This window comes from Bradyrhizobium sp. ISRA442 (assembly GCF_038085055.1).
Taxonomy (GTDB): domain Bacteria; phylum Pseudomonadota; class Alphaproteobacteria; order Rhizobiales; family Xanthobacteraceae; genus Bradyrhizobium.
In genome coordinates this window covers 319,283-333,732 of the sequence record NZ_JALGCN010000001.1, presented here as the reverse complement: position 1 = coordinate 333,732, position 14,450 = coordinate 319,283, and the positions used below count along the sequence as shown (strand labels likewise).

At 63.9% G+C, this 14,450-nt stretch carries 9 protein-coding genes; 3 read left to right on the top strand and 6 right to left on the bottom strand.

What is annotated here, in order from left to right; translation table 11 throughout:
* Window positions 1-111: 111 nt before the first annotated feature.
* Together malQ and MTR72_RS01535 are read left to right on the top strand one after the other, a co-directional pair.
* Entirely contained in the window at window positions 112-2,073 is a 1,962-nt protein-coding gene (malQ, locus tag MTR72_RS01540; protein ID WP_280965963.1) for a 4-alpha-glucanotransferase, read from the top strand.
* Between the two features lie 30 nt (window positions 2,074-2,103).
* Window positions 2,104-3,906 (top strand): glycoside hydrolase family 15 protein, encoded by a 1,803-nt coding sequence (locus tag MTR72_RS01535; RefSeq protein ID WP_280965962.1) that lies wholly within the window; start codon window positions 2,104-2,106, stop codon window positions 3,904-3,906.
* Window positions 3,907-3,910: 4 nt separating this feature from the next.
* Here MTR72_RS01535 and MTR72_RS01530 read toward each other — a convergent pair whose 3' ends face one another.
* From MTR72_RS01530 to MTR72_RS01505, 6 genes are read right to left on the bottom strand one after another with little or no spacing between them, the layout of a single operon-like run.
* Window positions 3,911-4,723 (bottom strand): HAD family hydrolase, encoded by an 813-nt coding sequence (locus tag MTR72_RS01530; RefSeq protein WP_280965961.1) that lies wholly within the window; start codon window positions 4,721-4,723, stop codon window positions 3,911-3,913.
* Window positions 4,720-5,262 carry a gluconokinase gene (locus MTR72_RS01525; protein ID WP_280965960.1) on the bottom strand — a complete coding sequence of 181 codons (543 nt, stop codon included), beginning with the start codon at window positions 5,260-5,262 and terminating at the stop codon, window positions 4,720-4,722. Before MTR72_RS01525 ends, MTR72_RS01530 begins: the two co-directional genes overlap by 4 nt.
* A complete protein-coding gene (gene pgl, locus MTR72_RS01520) occupies window positions 5,249-5,998 on the bottom strand; it encodes a 6-phosphogluconolactonase (protein WP_280965959.1) in 750 nt (249 codons plus the stop codon). Before pgl ends, MTR72_RS01525 begins: the two co-directional genes overlap by 14 nt.
* Window positions 5,998-7,509, bottom strand: a complete 1,512-nt coding sequence (zwf, locus tag MTR72_RS01515; RefSeq protein ID WP_280965958.1) for a glucose-6-phosphate dehydrogenase — start codon at window positions 7,507-7,509, stop codon at window positions 5,998-6,000. The genes pgl and zwf overlap by 1 nt, the downstream gene beginning before the upstream one ends.
* A 41-nt stretch (window positions 7,510-7,550) precedes the next feature.
* Window positions 7,551-8,549 carry a phosphogluconate dehydrogenase (NAD(+)-dependent, decarboxylating) gene (gene gnd, locus MTR72_RS01510; RefSeq protein ID WP_341510018.1) on the bottom strand — a complete coding sequence of 333 codons (999 nt, stop codon included), beginning with the start codon at window positions 8,547-8,549 and terminating at the stop codon, window positions 7,551-7,553.
* 11 nt (window positions 8,550-8,560) lie between these two features.
* Window positions 8,561-11,410 carry a bifunctional transaldolase/phosoglucose isomerase gene (locus tag MTR72_RS01505; RefSeq protein WP_280965956.1) on the bottom strand — a complete coding sequence of 950 codons (2,850 nt, stop codon included), beginning with the start codon at window positions 11,408-11,410 and terminating at the stop codon, window positions 8,561-8,563.
* A gap of 1,089 nt (window positions 11,411-12,499) precedes the next feature.
* Here MTR72_RS01505 and MTR72_RS01500 point away from each other — a divergent pair.
* The gene (locus MTR72_RS01500) at window positions 12,500-14,443 is read left to right on the top strand and encodes a PrkA family serine protein kinase (protein WP_280965955.1); all 1,944 of its coding nucleotides are present in this window, start codon (window positions 12,500-12,502) and stop codon (window positions 14,441-14,443) included.
* Window positions 14,444-14,450: the final 7 nt, after the last annotated feature.

Genomic DNA, 14,450 nt, shown 5'->3' with positions numbered 1-14,450 from the left:
CCGCCTGGGAACGGCAGGTGCGGTCTGCGAGTTACCCCTGACTAACGTCTTCCTTCGCTTCATCAAAATCGATGCCCCCGGCAAAAGGGTGGCCTGCAAACTGCGTGCCGAATGGATCTTTTAGCTCAAGCCGAAATCAAGGGCGTCCAGTCCGAATTCATCGACGCCCTGGGAAAGCTGCGGGTCACTGCGCCCGACGCCTTGAAATCCATCCTCGACGCCCTGCCGGAGAAGCGTGTCTACCGCTTCGCCCATGGGCCGGTCGTGGTTCGCGCCCTGGCGAATGCACGTACCGAACTGACGGCAACCGGCGCGTTGCCGCTGCAATGGAAAATCACCGGCAATTTCAACGTAATCGCGCAAGGCGAAACGCGCGAGCCGGTGATTGCTTGGCCGGCCGGTCTGCCGGCCGGTTATCACCGGTTGACACTGACCGATGCTGACGGCGCGACGGAAGAAGTGCCGATGATCGTGGCCCCCGAGCGCGCCTTTGGGGGCGACTTCGATCGTGGCTGGCTGCTCGCGGTGCAGCTCTACAGTGTTCGTTCCGATCGCAATTGGGGCATCGGCGATTTCACCGATCTTGCCGGTCTCGTCCGGCTTGCCCGGCAGCTTGGCGCCGACGGCGTCGGCCTCAATCCGCTGCATGTGTTGTTCGACGACCATCCGAGCGATTGCAGCCCTTATTCGCCGAACAGCCGGCTGTTCCTCAATCCGCTCTATATCGACGTTGAAAAAATCCCCGAGTTTTCGTCCGACCTGCTCCCGGATGCTGCCGCGATTGCCGCGCGCCTGCGCGAAGGCGACCGCGTGCCCTACGCCGACATGGCGACGTTGAAATGGCGGGGCCTGCGCGCCGCCTTTGACAGTTTTGTGAAGAAGGCGAGCGAAACGCGCCGGCAGGAGTTTGCGGCATTCCGCTCCGAGCGCGCACCGCTATTGTCACGCTTTGCCTGCTTCGAGGTGCTGCGGCATCGCTTCGCCGGCCCCTGGTGGGAATGGCCGCGGGAATGGCGGCAGCCGGATGAGACGAAACTCGCCGAGTTGCGCAATGGTCCCGATAAGCGCGAGGTTGAGTTCGTCGAATTCGCGCAATGGACCGCCGAGTCGCAATTGCAGGCGGCCAAGGTGCTTGCGACCCAGCTCGGCATGAAGGTCGGGCTCTATCTCGACGTTGCCGTCGGCGTGCAGTCCAACGGCTTCGATGCCTGGAACGAGCAGATGGCGATTTCCCGCCATCTCGCCGTCGGCGCGCCACCCGACGTGCTCAACACCGTCGGCCAGGACTGGGGTCTTGCCGGCTTCAATGCGGGGGGCCTGGAAGCGCAGTCCTTCGTGCCGTTTGCCGCGATGCTGGCCGCCTCGATGCGCCATGCCGGCGCGATCCGGCTCGATCACGTGCTCGGCCTGAAGCGGCTCTATCTGGTGCCGCGCGGCTTCAAGCCGGACAATGGTGCCTATGTGCAGATGCCGTTCGAGGCGCTGCTGGCGGCGGTGGCGCGCGAGAGCGCGCGGCACAAATGCATCGTGATCGGCGAGGATCTCGGCACCGTGCCGGAAGGCTTCCGTGAGACCATGCAGGACTGGGGCATCTGGTCCTATCTCGTCATGATGTTCGAGCGCGACGACGCCGGTCATTTTCGCAACGTCGATCATTACAGGCCCAACGCGCTGGTCACGCTGAACACGCACGATCTCTGCACTTATGCCGGCTGGCGCTCCTTCAGCGATCTGAAGATGAAGCTTTCGCTCGGAATCGACCCCGGTGAGAACGACGAGGCGCGCTGGCATGCGCTCGGCATGCTCGACGAGATCCTGCGCGTCAACGGCATTCACGCCAACGATCTCTATTCGGTGCTCACCTTCCTGTCGCGCACGCCGTCGCGGCTGTTGGCGGTATCGCTGGAAGATCTGCTGGGCGTGATCGACCAGCCCAACATTCCCGGCACGATCGATGAGCACCCGAACTGGCGCCAGCGGCTGCCGGTTGCGCTCGACAGGATTGCCTCACGCGTCGATCTCGCGGCTTTGAAGGCGGCGACGCGGGAACGTTCGTCAGTCGGCGGGAGTTGAGTTCCCGTCCCTTCGCAGGATGGCAACGAATTGTCGGTGAGGATCGAGGACTACGCACTGATCGGCGACTGCGAGACTGCGGCGCTGGTCGGCCGCAACGGCTCGATCGATTGGTTGTGCTGGCCGGCCTTCGATTCCGACGCCTGTTTTGCGGCTATCCTCGGGACGTACAGGAACGGTCGCTGGCTGATCGCGCCAAATGACCCTGCCACGAACACGTCGAGGCGCTATCTCGGCAACACGCTGATCCTCGAGACACGTTTCGAGACCGAGAGCGGCAGCGTCGCGCTGATCGATTTCATGCCGCCGCGGGGCAAGGCGTCCGACATCGTGCGGCTGGTGCGCGGCATCAATGGCATGGTGAAGATGCGGATGCAGCTCGTGATCCGCTTCGGCTTCGGCGCCGACATTCCCTGGGTACGGCGAACCGAGGACGGCGCATTGCTGGCCGTCTGCGGCCAGGACATGACCGTGCTGCGGACGCCGGTCGAGACAAGGGGGAAGGATCTGACGACGGTTGCCGAATTCGAGGTGAAGGCCGGCGCGACCGTGCCCTTCGTGCTGACCTATGGCCCCTCGCATCTCGCAGTACCCGAGCCGATCGATCCCGAGATCGCGTTTCAGGAGACCGAGACCTTCTGGAACGGCTGGTGCAGCCAGTGCAGCCGGGATGGCGACTACCACGATCTCATCGTGCGCTCGCTGATCACGCTGAAGGCACTGACCTTCGGTCCGACCGGCGGCATCGTCGCGGCGCCGACCACGTCATTGCCGGAAAAGCTCGGCGGGACGCGGAACTGGGACTACCGCTTCTGCTGGTTGCGCGATGCCACCTTCACCCTGCTCGCGCTGATGAATTCGGGCTACACCGAGGAAGCCGCGGCCTGGCATAGTTGGCTGTTGCGCGCGGCGGCCGGCTCGCCGTCGAACATGCAGATCATGTACGGCATTTGGGGCCAAAGGCGGCTGCTCGAATGGGAGGCGGGCTGGCTCGACGGCTATGAGGCGGCGAAGCCGGTGCGGGTCGGCAATGCCGCGCATGCGCAGCTCCAGCTCGACGTCTACGGCGAGTTGATCGACGCGTTCCACCAGTCACGCATGGCCAAGCTGAAGCTCGACGAGGAGAGCTGGGCGCTGGAATGTGCTGTGCTCAACCACCTCGCGGAGGTCTGGGACCAGCCCGATCACGGCATCTGGGAGCGACGCGGCGAGCCGAAGCACTACGTCTTCTCCAAGGTGATGACCTGGGTGGCCTTCGACCGCGGCATCAAGAGCGCCGAGACCTTCGGCTTCAAGGCGCCGCTTCTGCATTGGCGCACCTTGCGCGAAGCCATCCATCGCGACGTCTGCAACAGGGGTTTCGACGCAGGAGAGAATGCCTTTGTCGAATCTTACGGCTCGAAGCTGCTCGATGCCAGCGTGCTGCTGCTGCCCTCGGTCGGCTTTTTGCCGGCAACGGATCCGCGCGTCCGCGGCACCATCGCCGCCGTCGAAAAATGCATGATGCGCGACGGTTTCGTGCTGCGGCATGATCCGCGCGAAGTGTCCGAGGAGCAGCAGCCGCTCGAGGGTGCGTTCCTCGCCTGCACCCTGTGGCTGGCCGACGCCTGTGTGCTGGCGGGCGATCTCGACAAGGCGCAGATGTTGTTCGACCGCGTCGTCGCGGTTGCGAATGACGTCGGACTCCTGGCCGAGGAGTACGATCCCGACGCGCGACGCCAGACCGGCAATTTCCCGCAGGCGCTGACCCACATCGCGCTGGTCAACACTGCCCACAACCTGTCGGCTGCGCGACAGGAAAGCGAAAAGCCGGCGATGCAGCGCTCGCAGTAGCGGTTCAGCCGCTTCCGTTCCGCTTCAATATCATCTCCATCGCCGCGGCAAAGCCGTCCTGCTCATTGGTCGCGGTCACGTGCATCGCCTGCTGCTTGACGTTGTCGGCGGCATTGCCCATGGCGACCGAATAGCCGCTGGCGCGGAACATCGCGAGGTCGTTCTGCATGTCGCCGATGGTGGCGACCGCGTCGGTCGCAATCCCGAGGCGCTGCGCCATTGCCTGCACGAAGGTGCCCTTGTTGAATCCGGGCGGGGTGATGTCGAGATAATAGGTCTGCGAACGCACCGCGGTCGCCTCTCTGCCGAGCGCCTCCTGCATCACCTTCTCGCAGGCCTCCAGCCCCGCCGCATCGGCGCTTGCGCCGACGATCTTGCAGGCACTGGCGAGGTACGGCGTGAAGTCCGCAACGATGGTCGGGTCGGCGCGGATCGTGTGCACCTCATGCGCGACGTAGCTGCCCTTGGGATTGTCGATCAGCCATTTGTCGGCGGTGAAGAGCCAGATGTCGGCGCCGAATTCCCGGAGGATCTGCAGGCAGCGCTCGGCCGCCGTTCGCGGGATCAGGTGCTGCTCGACCGGGTTCATCTGTGTATCGATGATCGAAGAGCCGTTGAAGGGACCGACCGGCAGGGTGATCGAGAGCGGCTCGATCAGAAAGCGCATGCCGATCGCGGGGCGGCTCGAAGTGATGGTGAAACCGATGCCGGCCGCGTGCAGCCGCCGTACCGCGGCCCTGGCGCGGTCGGTCAGCGTCTTGTCCTTGGTCAGCAGCGTGCCATCGACGTCGGAGACCACGAGCGAGATCGGCGTCATGACATGGCCTCGTGCTTCTCGCCGTCGAATTTCAACTGCCGCACGATATCCCCGACGATCGCCTCGACGGTTTCGTCGATCGAGACCGTGATCGCGTGCTCGCTATTTTCCGGCGGCTCCAGTGTCCTGAACTGGCTGGTCAATAGCTCCGGCGGCATGAAATGGCCCTTGCGATGGGCGAGCCGGTCGGCGATCAACTCCTGCGTGCCCTTGAGGAAGACGAACCGGACGTCGTCGCGTCCACGTAACAGCACGTCACGATAGGCATGCTTCAGCGCCGAGCAGGCGATGATGACGTGTTCGCCTGCCTTGCACACCCGCGCAATCTCGTCGGCGATGGCGTTGAGCCAGGGCCAGCGGTCCTCGTCGGTGAGGGGGTGGCCCGCCCGCATCTTCTCGACATTGCTCGGCGGATGAAAGCTGTCCCCGTCCTCAAAACGCCAGCCCAGCCGTTTGCCGAGTGCTTTCGCGACCGTGCTCTTGCCCGAGCCCGACACGCCCATCACGATCAACGCACAAGGTGCTTCAACGCCCGCCACGAATCCCCTCCGGAAGCGCGGCCTGGTCGACCAGCCAGACGGTCTCGCCATTCGAGCGCGCGCGTAACGCCGGCAGATTCTCGCCATTGACGAGGCGCGTCAAGATCGCCTGCTTGTCGTGCCCGGCGATCTCGAACAGCATTTCGCGGCATGAGGCGAGAGCGGGCAGGGTGAGCGAGACCCGCGGCACGAAAGGCGCGACATTGGCCGTCGGCACGCCGACGACCCAGCGCGCGGTCTCATCGAGCGCAGGATAGCCCGGAAACAGCGAGGCGGTGTGGCCGTCCGGTCCCACGCCCATTAGGACCATGTCGAACAGCGGGCGCGATGGATCGAGCCGATCCGCGCCGTAGAAGAGCTGCAACTCGCGCTGATAGGCCTCGGCGCTGCGATCGGGATTCTCGGTCGCGGTCGGGATCGGGTGAATGTGGCCAGGCGGTGCGCTGTGATCGAGGAAGATCGCGCGTGCCACCGCCATGTTGTTGAGGGGATCGCCGTCCTGCACGAACCGCTCGTCGCCGATGAACCAGTGCACGCGCTCCCAGGGAATTCTGCCGCGCCAGGCCTCGCTCCCGAGCAATTGATAGAGCTGCTTCGGGCTCGATCCGCCGGTGAGGCAAATCGCGATACGGCCGGGGTTGGCCGCGATGCGCGCCATCACGCGTTCGGCTGCGGCTTGCGCCAGCGCCTCGGCGTCAGCTTCGACGATCAATTTCGGCTGGTCGGCCGCAGCCATCACGAATACTTTCGCCAGCTTCGCCCGTCGCGCTTCAGCAACTCATTGGCGCAGGCCGGGCCTTCGCTGCCGGCGCGATAGGTCTCGATACCGTTGGTGCCGGCCCTCTTCCAGGCATCGAGGAACGGCTGCACCGCCTCCCATCCAGCTTCGACGCCGTCGGCGCGCTGGAACAGGATGTTGTCGCCGATCATGCAGTCGTAGATCAGCGTCTCGTAGCCCGTGCTGGGATCGGCCTTGAAATAGTCGCCGTAGCGGAACTTCATCTCGACGCCGTCGATCGTGACGCTCGGTCCGGGAATTTTGGCATTGAATTGCAGCTCGATGGTCTCGGTCGGTGCGATGCCTATGGTGAGGAAATTCTGCGAGAGGCGGTCCACTGCCGTGCCGCTGAACATCGACAGCGGGGCCTGCTTGAACTTGATCGCGACCTCTGTGCGCTTGTGGGCCAGCGCCTTGCCAGTGCGCAAGTAGAAGGGCACGCCGGCCCAGCGCCAATTGTCGATCATCAGCTTGAGCGCGACATAGGTCTCGGTGGTGCTGCCGGGCTTGACGTCCGCGGTCTTGCGATAGTCCGGAATATCGTCGTCGCCGATCCGCCCGGCCAGATATTGCGCGCGGACCGAGCTTCTCAGCGCCTCTTCCTCGCTCGGCTTCTGGACCGCGGTCAGCACCTCGGCCTTTTCGGAGCGCACAGCATGGGCGTCGAACCGGGACGGCGGCTCCATCGCGACCAGCGACATGAGCTGGAACAGATGGTTCGGCACCATGTCGCGCAGTGCACCGGTGGCGTCGTAGAAACCGCCGCGATGGCCGACGCCGAGCTTTTCCTCGACCGTGATCTGAATGTGGTCGATGTGGTTGCGATTCCAGATCGGCTCGAACATGCCGTTGGCAAAGCGCAGCACCATGATGTTCTGCACCGTCTCCTTGCCGAGGTAGTGATCGATCCGGTAGATCTGGTGCTCTTCCATGATCTTCAGGAGCTCGGCGTTCAAGGCGCGCGCCGAGGCGAGATCAGTGCCGAACGGCTTTTCGATCACGAGCCGGCGCCAGGCGCCGTTCTCTTGCATCAATCCGGTGCGGCCGAGCTCGCGCGCGGTCGGCGCGAACGCCGCCGGCGGCGTCGCCAGGTAGAACAGCCGGTTGCCTCCGGTGCCGCGCGAGCATTCGAGCGCGTCGAGGTGTTCGCGCAAGTGATCGAAGGACGGAGGATCCTTCGCATCGGCCTCGACGAAGGTGACGCATTGCAGGAGTTGCTGGGCGACGACGTCGTCGACGGGGCGTGTCGCGAACTGGCGCAGGCCCTTCATCAGGCTGTCGCGCAATTCGTCATTCGACATGCCCCTGCGAGCCACGCCGACGACGCAGAACTTTTCCGGCAACAGGTTCTCGGCGGCGAGATTGTACAGTGACGGCATCACCAGCCGATGGGTCAGATCGCCGGTGACGCCGAAGATGACGAAGGCGCAATTTTCCGGCTTGCGCTTTGGCTGCGGGTCTTTGGTCACGAACAACTGGCCTTCGTATTGTTGCGTCTTACTTCAGCTTCTTACTCGGGCTTCGACGCGTCCGGTTTCTTCGGCTCCTTGTGGCCGCCGAAGCCCGCACGCATCGCCGAGAGAATTTTTTCGGCGAAGGTGTGTTCCTTGCGGGAACGGAAACGTGCGAAAAGGGCCGCCGTCAGGACCTCGGCCGGCACGGCCTCGTCGATCGCCGCATTCACGGTCCAACGACCTTCGCCGGAATCCTCCACGAAGCCCGAATATTCCGACAGCGCCGGGCTGTCGGCGAGCGCCGTCGAGGTGAGATCGAGCAGCCAGGACGGGATCACGCTGCCGCGCCGCCAGACCTCGGCGATATCGGCGAGATCGAAGTTGAAGCGGTGATCCGCCGGCAGCGCCTCGATATTGGCATTCTTGAGAATGTCGAAGCCCTCGGCATAGGCCTGCATCAGGCCGTATTCGATGCCGTTGTGGATCATCTTGACGAAGTGGCCGGCGCCGACCGGACCGGCATGGATGTAGCCCTGTTCGATACGGGGGTCGCGGTTTTCGCGTCCCGGCGTGCGCGGAATGTCGCCGGCGCCGGGCGCCAGCGCGGCGAAGATCGGATCGAGCCGGTCGACGACCGCCTTGTCGCCGCCGATCATCATGCAATAGCCGCGATCCAGCCCCCAGACTCCGCCGGAGGTGCCGACGTCGACATAATGGATGCCGCGCGTGTTCAGCGCCTTGCCGCGGCGGACGTCGTCCTGCCAGAACGTGTTGCCGCCGTCGATGATGACGTCGCCGGCCTGCATCACGCCCGCAAGCGCGTCGATCGTCGTCTCGGTGATGCGGCCGGCCGGCAGCATCACCCAGGCCGTGCGCGGCCGCTCGAGTTTCGCGACGAACTCTTCCAGCGTGGAGGCGCCTTGCGCGCCGTCTGCGGCGAGGCCGGCGACGGCGTTGGCGTCCTTGTCATAGACCACGGTTGAATGGCCGTTGCGCATCAGGCGGCGAACGATGTTGCCGCCCATCCGGCCGAGGCCGATCATGCCGAGTTGCATCGCGATATTCCCTAGTTGAGCGCGTCCGACAGCGCGGCGTTGAGCGCCGCGAGACCCTTCTTGAGGCCGCCCTTCAGGTGCACGCGAAGCGCGCGGCGGCCGCGCTCGGTGAGCACGTCGAAATCACCGCGCGCCTGCGCCGCCTTGATGACGCCGAAGCTCGCCTTCTGGCCCGGCACGGCAAGGTCCTTGGCATCGTCTGCCGTGATCTGGAGGAACACGCCGCTGTCGGGCCCGCCCTTGTAGGCCTGCCCGGTCGAGTGCAGGAAGCGCGGGCCGAACTCGGCGCAGGTCGCGACATGACGCTTCTCGCGCACTTCCAGCCGCATCGCCTGGAGCGCATCGATGGTGGCATTGTCGCGCGCGATGTAGCCGAGCAGGGCGACATAGTCGCCATGGTTGGAGCGGGAAAGATGTGCCTTCAGCCAGGAGGTGAGGTCGCCGTTCGCCCCGGCAGCGCGCAGCGCTGCGGCGTTGGCCTCGTCGGTGTAGAGATCGGCCTCGTCCGTGCTGACGACTGGCTCTTCGGCCGGCAACGCGCCGGTCTTCTCGAACGCCGCAGTAAGCTCCCGCGTCTTGATCTTGGCCGCTTCCACGTCCGGCTGGTCGAACGGATTGATGCCGAGGATTGCGCCGGCCACCGCCGTCGCCATCTCGAAGCGGAAGAACTCCTGGCCGAGATGGTCGATCGACTTCATGACGATGCGTACGACCGGATGGCCGGCCTGTTCGAGTGCGGTGAGCTTCGCGTCATGGTCGGCATCCGCCTCGCCCTCGGTACGGATGTCGATGAAGAAGCGGTCGTTGCCGTAGGTCGAGGGATTCCCCAGTGGCTCGCCGTCGATCGGAATCAGGCCCTTGCCTTCCTTGCCGGTCGATTCCGCGATGAGCTGCTCGGCCCAGGCGCCGAAATCGGCGATCTTCTTCGACGACAGGATCGTGACCTTGTCGCGGCCCTCGAGGCCGGCGAGGCCCATCGCAAGACCAAGCTGCACGCCAGGATTTTCTTGCGGCGGCACGTCCGGCCCGCACGAGCGCACCATCGAGAGCGCGTGCTTGATCAGGGTCTTGACGTCGATGCCTGCGGTTGCCGCCGGCACGAGACCGAAGGGCGAGAGCACCGAGTAGCGTCCGCCGATCGAGGGCTCGCCGTGGAAGATGCGGGCGTAGCCGAGCTGCTTGGCCGCCTTCTCCAGCGACGAGCCGGGATCAGTCACCGCGATGAAGCGATGGCCGGTCTTGACGGATGAACCGACCGCCTGAGCCACGCGCTCGTGGAAGTAATCCTTCATCGCGTTCGGCTCGGTGGTGCCGCCGGACTTGCTGGAGACGATGAAAACGGTGTTGGCGATGTCGATGCTGGCCTCCATCGCCCGCACCTGCGCCGGATCGGTGGAATCCAGCACATGCAGCTTCGGAAAGCCGGACTTCCGTGCGAACGTCTCGGCCAGCACCTCGGGCCCGAGGCTCGATCCACCCATACCGAGCACGACGGCGTCGGAGAATTTTTGGCCCTTCACGCGGTTCGCATAGTCCGCGTAGTCCGCGACGTCGGCCTTCGCCGCGCTGTCGAGCCAGCCGAGCCATTTGTCCTCGTCGGCACCGGTCCAGACCGACTTGTCGCGCTGCCAGAGCCTGCGGATCTTGGCACAAGCGCGCCACTCTTCAGCGCTCTTGGTCACCGCCTTGCCGAGCCCGTCGCCGAGCGACAGGTGCTGGCGGTCGAGTGCCGGCCCGAGCACGGTGGCGCGCTTGTGGGCGACTGCGCCATAAAGCTTGTCGGCGGCGTCGGCGAACTGCTTGACGCCGTCCTTGACGAGCTCTTCGGTGATCGCATCGAGCGAGATGCCCGAGCGCTCCAGCTCTTCCAGCACGGCCTTCGCCTCGTCGACATTCTCCTCCAGGGTATCGCGCAGCTTGCCGTGGTCGCGGAACGCCTCCAGCGTGGCCGGCGGCATCGTGTTGATGGTATTCGGGCCGATCAGCCCTTCGACATAGAGGACGTCGCTGTACTCCTTGTTCTTGGTCCCCGTGGACGCCCACAGCATCCGTTGCGGCTTGGCTCCCTTCGCGGCGAGCTTCTCCCAGCGCGGGCCAGAGAACAGGCGCTTGTAGTCCTGGTAGGCGAGCTTGGCATTGGCGATCGCGACTTTGCCCTTCAGCGCGGCGAGCCGCTCCTTTTCGCTGGGATCGTTGGCGCGTGCGATCTTCTCGTCGAGCTGCTTGTCGACCATCGTGTCGATCCGGCTGACGAAGAAGCTCGCGACGCTCGCCACGTGCGACGGATCGCCGCCGTCGGCGACGTATTTTTCGAGACCGGCAAGATAGGCCTCGGCGACCTCCAGATAGACCGCCTTGGAGAACAACAGCGTGATGTTGATGCTGAGACCTTCGCTGGTGAGCTGCCTGATGGCCGGCAGGCCCTCCGGCGTTGCCGGCACCTTGACCATCAAGTTCTTGCGATCGACGTCCTTCCAGAGGCGTCGCGCCTCGGCGACCGTAGCCGCGGTGTCCATCGCGAGGTAGGGCGAGACCTCCAGGCTGACATAGCCGTCATGGCCCTTGAGGCTGTCATAGACCGGGCGGAGCACGTCGGCAGCGCTCCGAATGTCCTCGACCGCAACGGTCTCGAACAATTCGGTCACCGTCCGGTCGCCGCGCTTGAGCGCCTTGCCGATCGAGGCGTCGTACTCGTCCGAGCTGCCGATCGCCTTCTCGAAGATCGAGGGGTTGGAGGTCACTCCCTTGAGGCCATCGGTGTCGATCAACCGCTTCAGGTCGCCCTTCGCAATGAAGCCGCGGGCCAGAAAGTCCAGCCATACGGCCTGTCCGTGCTTTTCCAGTTCTTTGACGGGATTCATGATGTCTATTTCTCTCCAAGCCTGCGGGCGAGGGGTTCCCGCGCCGGTCCTGACGCGCTATTCTCTAGCTAACATGCTCCCGGGAGGGAACCAATCAAGGGTATGGGTGTCATACTCTGGGTAAACTCCGTTGAGATCATGGCGATCCGGGCGGGTTGTTATGTTGCGTGAAAGTCCTCGGCCGGGATCGTTCGGTCGAAGACTGGTTGCGTAGCGTCGGCTTGGCGCTGAGCGGAGTGTCGTCAGCGGGTGTTTGCTCGCGAGGCGTGCCGCGTCGGCTAGGTCATGAACAGCCACGCTGGGGCAAGTATCCACGCACATCGGGACGGCCGTCGCTGCCAATTCGCAAATTGGCCGGTGCGGCCGACGCAGATGAATTGTGCGATTTCGAAATCGGTCGATGTGCGTCTCGCTTTGGCTGGCTGTCGCGGCGGGTTCGGTGGTGACCTTGCTCGGTGCGAGCCTTGCCGTCGATTTGTCGGACGGCCTTGTCACCGCCTGCGGCGTCCGTGCGCCCCGCAGCGGTCATGAATGTCTGGTTTGGGACTGATCGCGGATGTTTCGGCTGATGAATGCCGCGGCCGCAAGATGGTTGTGCTGACGCTGACGTCGCTGTTGCCGCGGCAGCTCTCCTGCAGTTGACCAAACGGCTGCGTCGCCGGGTTGGGTGACGACCGATTTTGATACACTGCTGCGCGCCTGTCGCGACCGTCAGGCTGCGAGCGATTCACGCACCGCGTTGCAGCGGGAGTCATGGCGCGCAAAGCTTCGCCGCACGAGCGTCATAAAGCTGCCGTTGGTGAACGGCTATGCTGCGGTGCCGGATGAACGATCCCCGGTAATGCCCGGATGTTGCGGTGAGGCGACATTTGCTGGAAATTAGCGAATACAGGTATAGATTCGCATAAATAACGGGCAAGTGCCTGTTCGTAACCCACCCGAATGCCTACGTTGTGCGTTGCGTGGAGAAGGGGCCAGGGTGTCCAATGATCGTCATGTGCTCACGCTGATTCGAGACGGGCGCTGAGGAACGGTCCGGTAACTGCTTTCGTTTCAGCTTGTGTAGCGGAACTCATGCGGAGAGGGATCATGTACAACGATTCTCTATTCAACGCTTTCGCTCGGTCGTTCGAGGCGAGAAGCCAGCACGACATGTCGATGGCGGAATATCTGGAATCGTGTCGAAGCGATCCCATGAAGTACGCGAATGCGGCCGAACGACTACTAGCTGCGATCGGTGACCCCCAGACGATTGACACGGCCAAGGACCCACGCCTTGGCCGTATCTTTTTGAATCGTACGATACGCACCTATCCGGCCTTCGCCGGCTTCTACGGAATGGAGGAAACGATCGAGCGCATCGTTGGTTTCTTCCGCCACGCCGCGCAAGGCCTCGAAGAGCGCAAGCAGATCCTCTATCTGCTCGGCCCGGTCGGCGGCGGCAAATCCTCGCTCGCCGAGCGGCTCAAGTCGCTGATGGAGGTGCAACCGATCTACGTGCTGAAGGCCGGCGACGAGTTGAGCCCGGTGTTCGAAAGCCCGCTCAGCCTGTTCGATCCCGATCAGCTCGGGCCGGTGCTGGAAGAGAAGTATGGCGTTCCGCGCCGCCGCCTCACCGGCCTGATGAGCCCGTGGTGCTACAAGCGGCTCGAAGCCTTCGGCGGCGACATCTCGCAATTCCGCGTCGCCAAGATCCAGCCGTCGCGCCTGCGCCAGATCGCGGTCGCCAAGACCGAGCCCGGCGACGAGAACAACCAGGACATCTCCTCGCTGGTCGGCAAGGTCGATATCCGCAAGCTCGAGACCTACGCGCAGAACGACCCCGACGCCTACAGCTATTCCGGCGGCCTCAACCGCGCCAACCAGGGCATCCTCGAGTTCGTCGAGATGTTCAAGGCGCCGATCAAGATGCTGCACCCGCTGCTCACGGCGACGCAGGAAGGCAACTACATCGGCACCGAGAACATCGGCGCGATCCCGTTCAGCGGCATCATCCTGGCGCACTCCAATGAGGCCGAGTGGACGAGCTTCAAGTCCAACAAGAACAACGAAGCCTTCATCGACCGCATCTGCGTGATCAAGGTCCCGTACGTGCTGCGGGTCACCGAAGAGCAGAAGATCTACGAGAAGCTGATCCAGGGCTCCGAGCTGGCATCGGCGCCGTGCGCGCCGTCGACGCTGGAGACGATGGCGCGGTTCTCGGTGATGTCGCGCCTGCGCCGGCACGAGAACTCGACCCTGTTCGGCAAGATGCGGGTGTATGACGGCGAAAGCCTGAAGGAGTCCGATCCGAAGGCGCGCAGCGTCCAGGAATATCGCGACGCCGCCGGCGTCGACGAGGGCATGGACGGCGTCTCCACGCGCTTCGCCTTCAAGATCCTGGCAGCGACCTTCAACCACGATCCGCAGGAGGTCGCCGCCGACGCCGTTCACTTGATGTACGCGCTCGAACAGGCGATCCGCCGCGAGCAGCTCCCGGAGGAGACCGAGAAGCGTTATCTCGAATTCATCAAGGCGGAACTCGCGCCGCGCTACGCCGAATTCATCGGCAACGAGATCCAGAAGGCCTATCTGGAATCCTACGCAGACTACGGCCAGAACCTGTTCGACCGTTACGTCGACTATGCAGATGCGTGGATCGAGGATCAGGACTTCAAGGATCCCGACACCGGCCAGCTCCTGGATCGCGAACTGTTGAACCAGGAATTGACCAAGATCGAGAAGCCGGCCGGCATCGCCAATCCGAAGGATTTCCGGAACGAGGTGGTCAAGTTCTCGTTACGAGCAAGGGCCCAGAACAGCGGCAAGAATCCGAACTGGACCTCCTACGAGAAGATTCGCGACGTGATCGAAAAGCGGATATTCTCGCAGGTCGAGGACCTGCTTCCGGTGATCTCGTTCGGGTCGAAGAAGGACGGCGAGACGGAGAAGAAGCACGGCGAGTTCGTCGCACGCATGGTGGAGCGCGGCTACACCGAGCGTCAGGTTCGCCGGCTGGTCGAATGGTACATGCGGGTGAAGCAAGCCGGTTGAGGCGGAT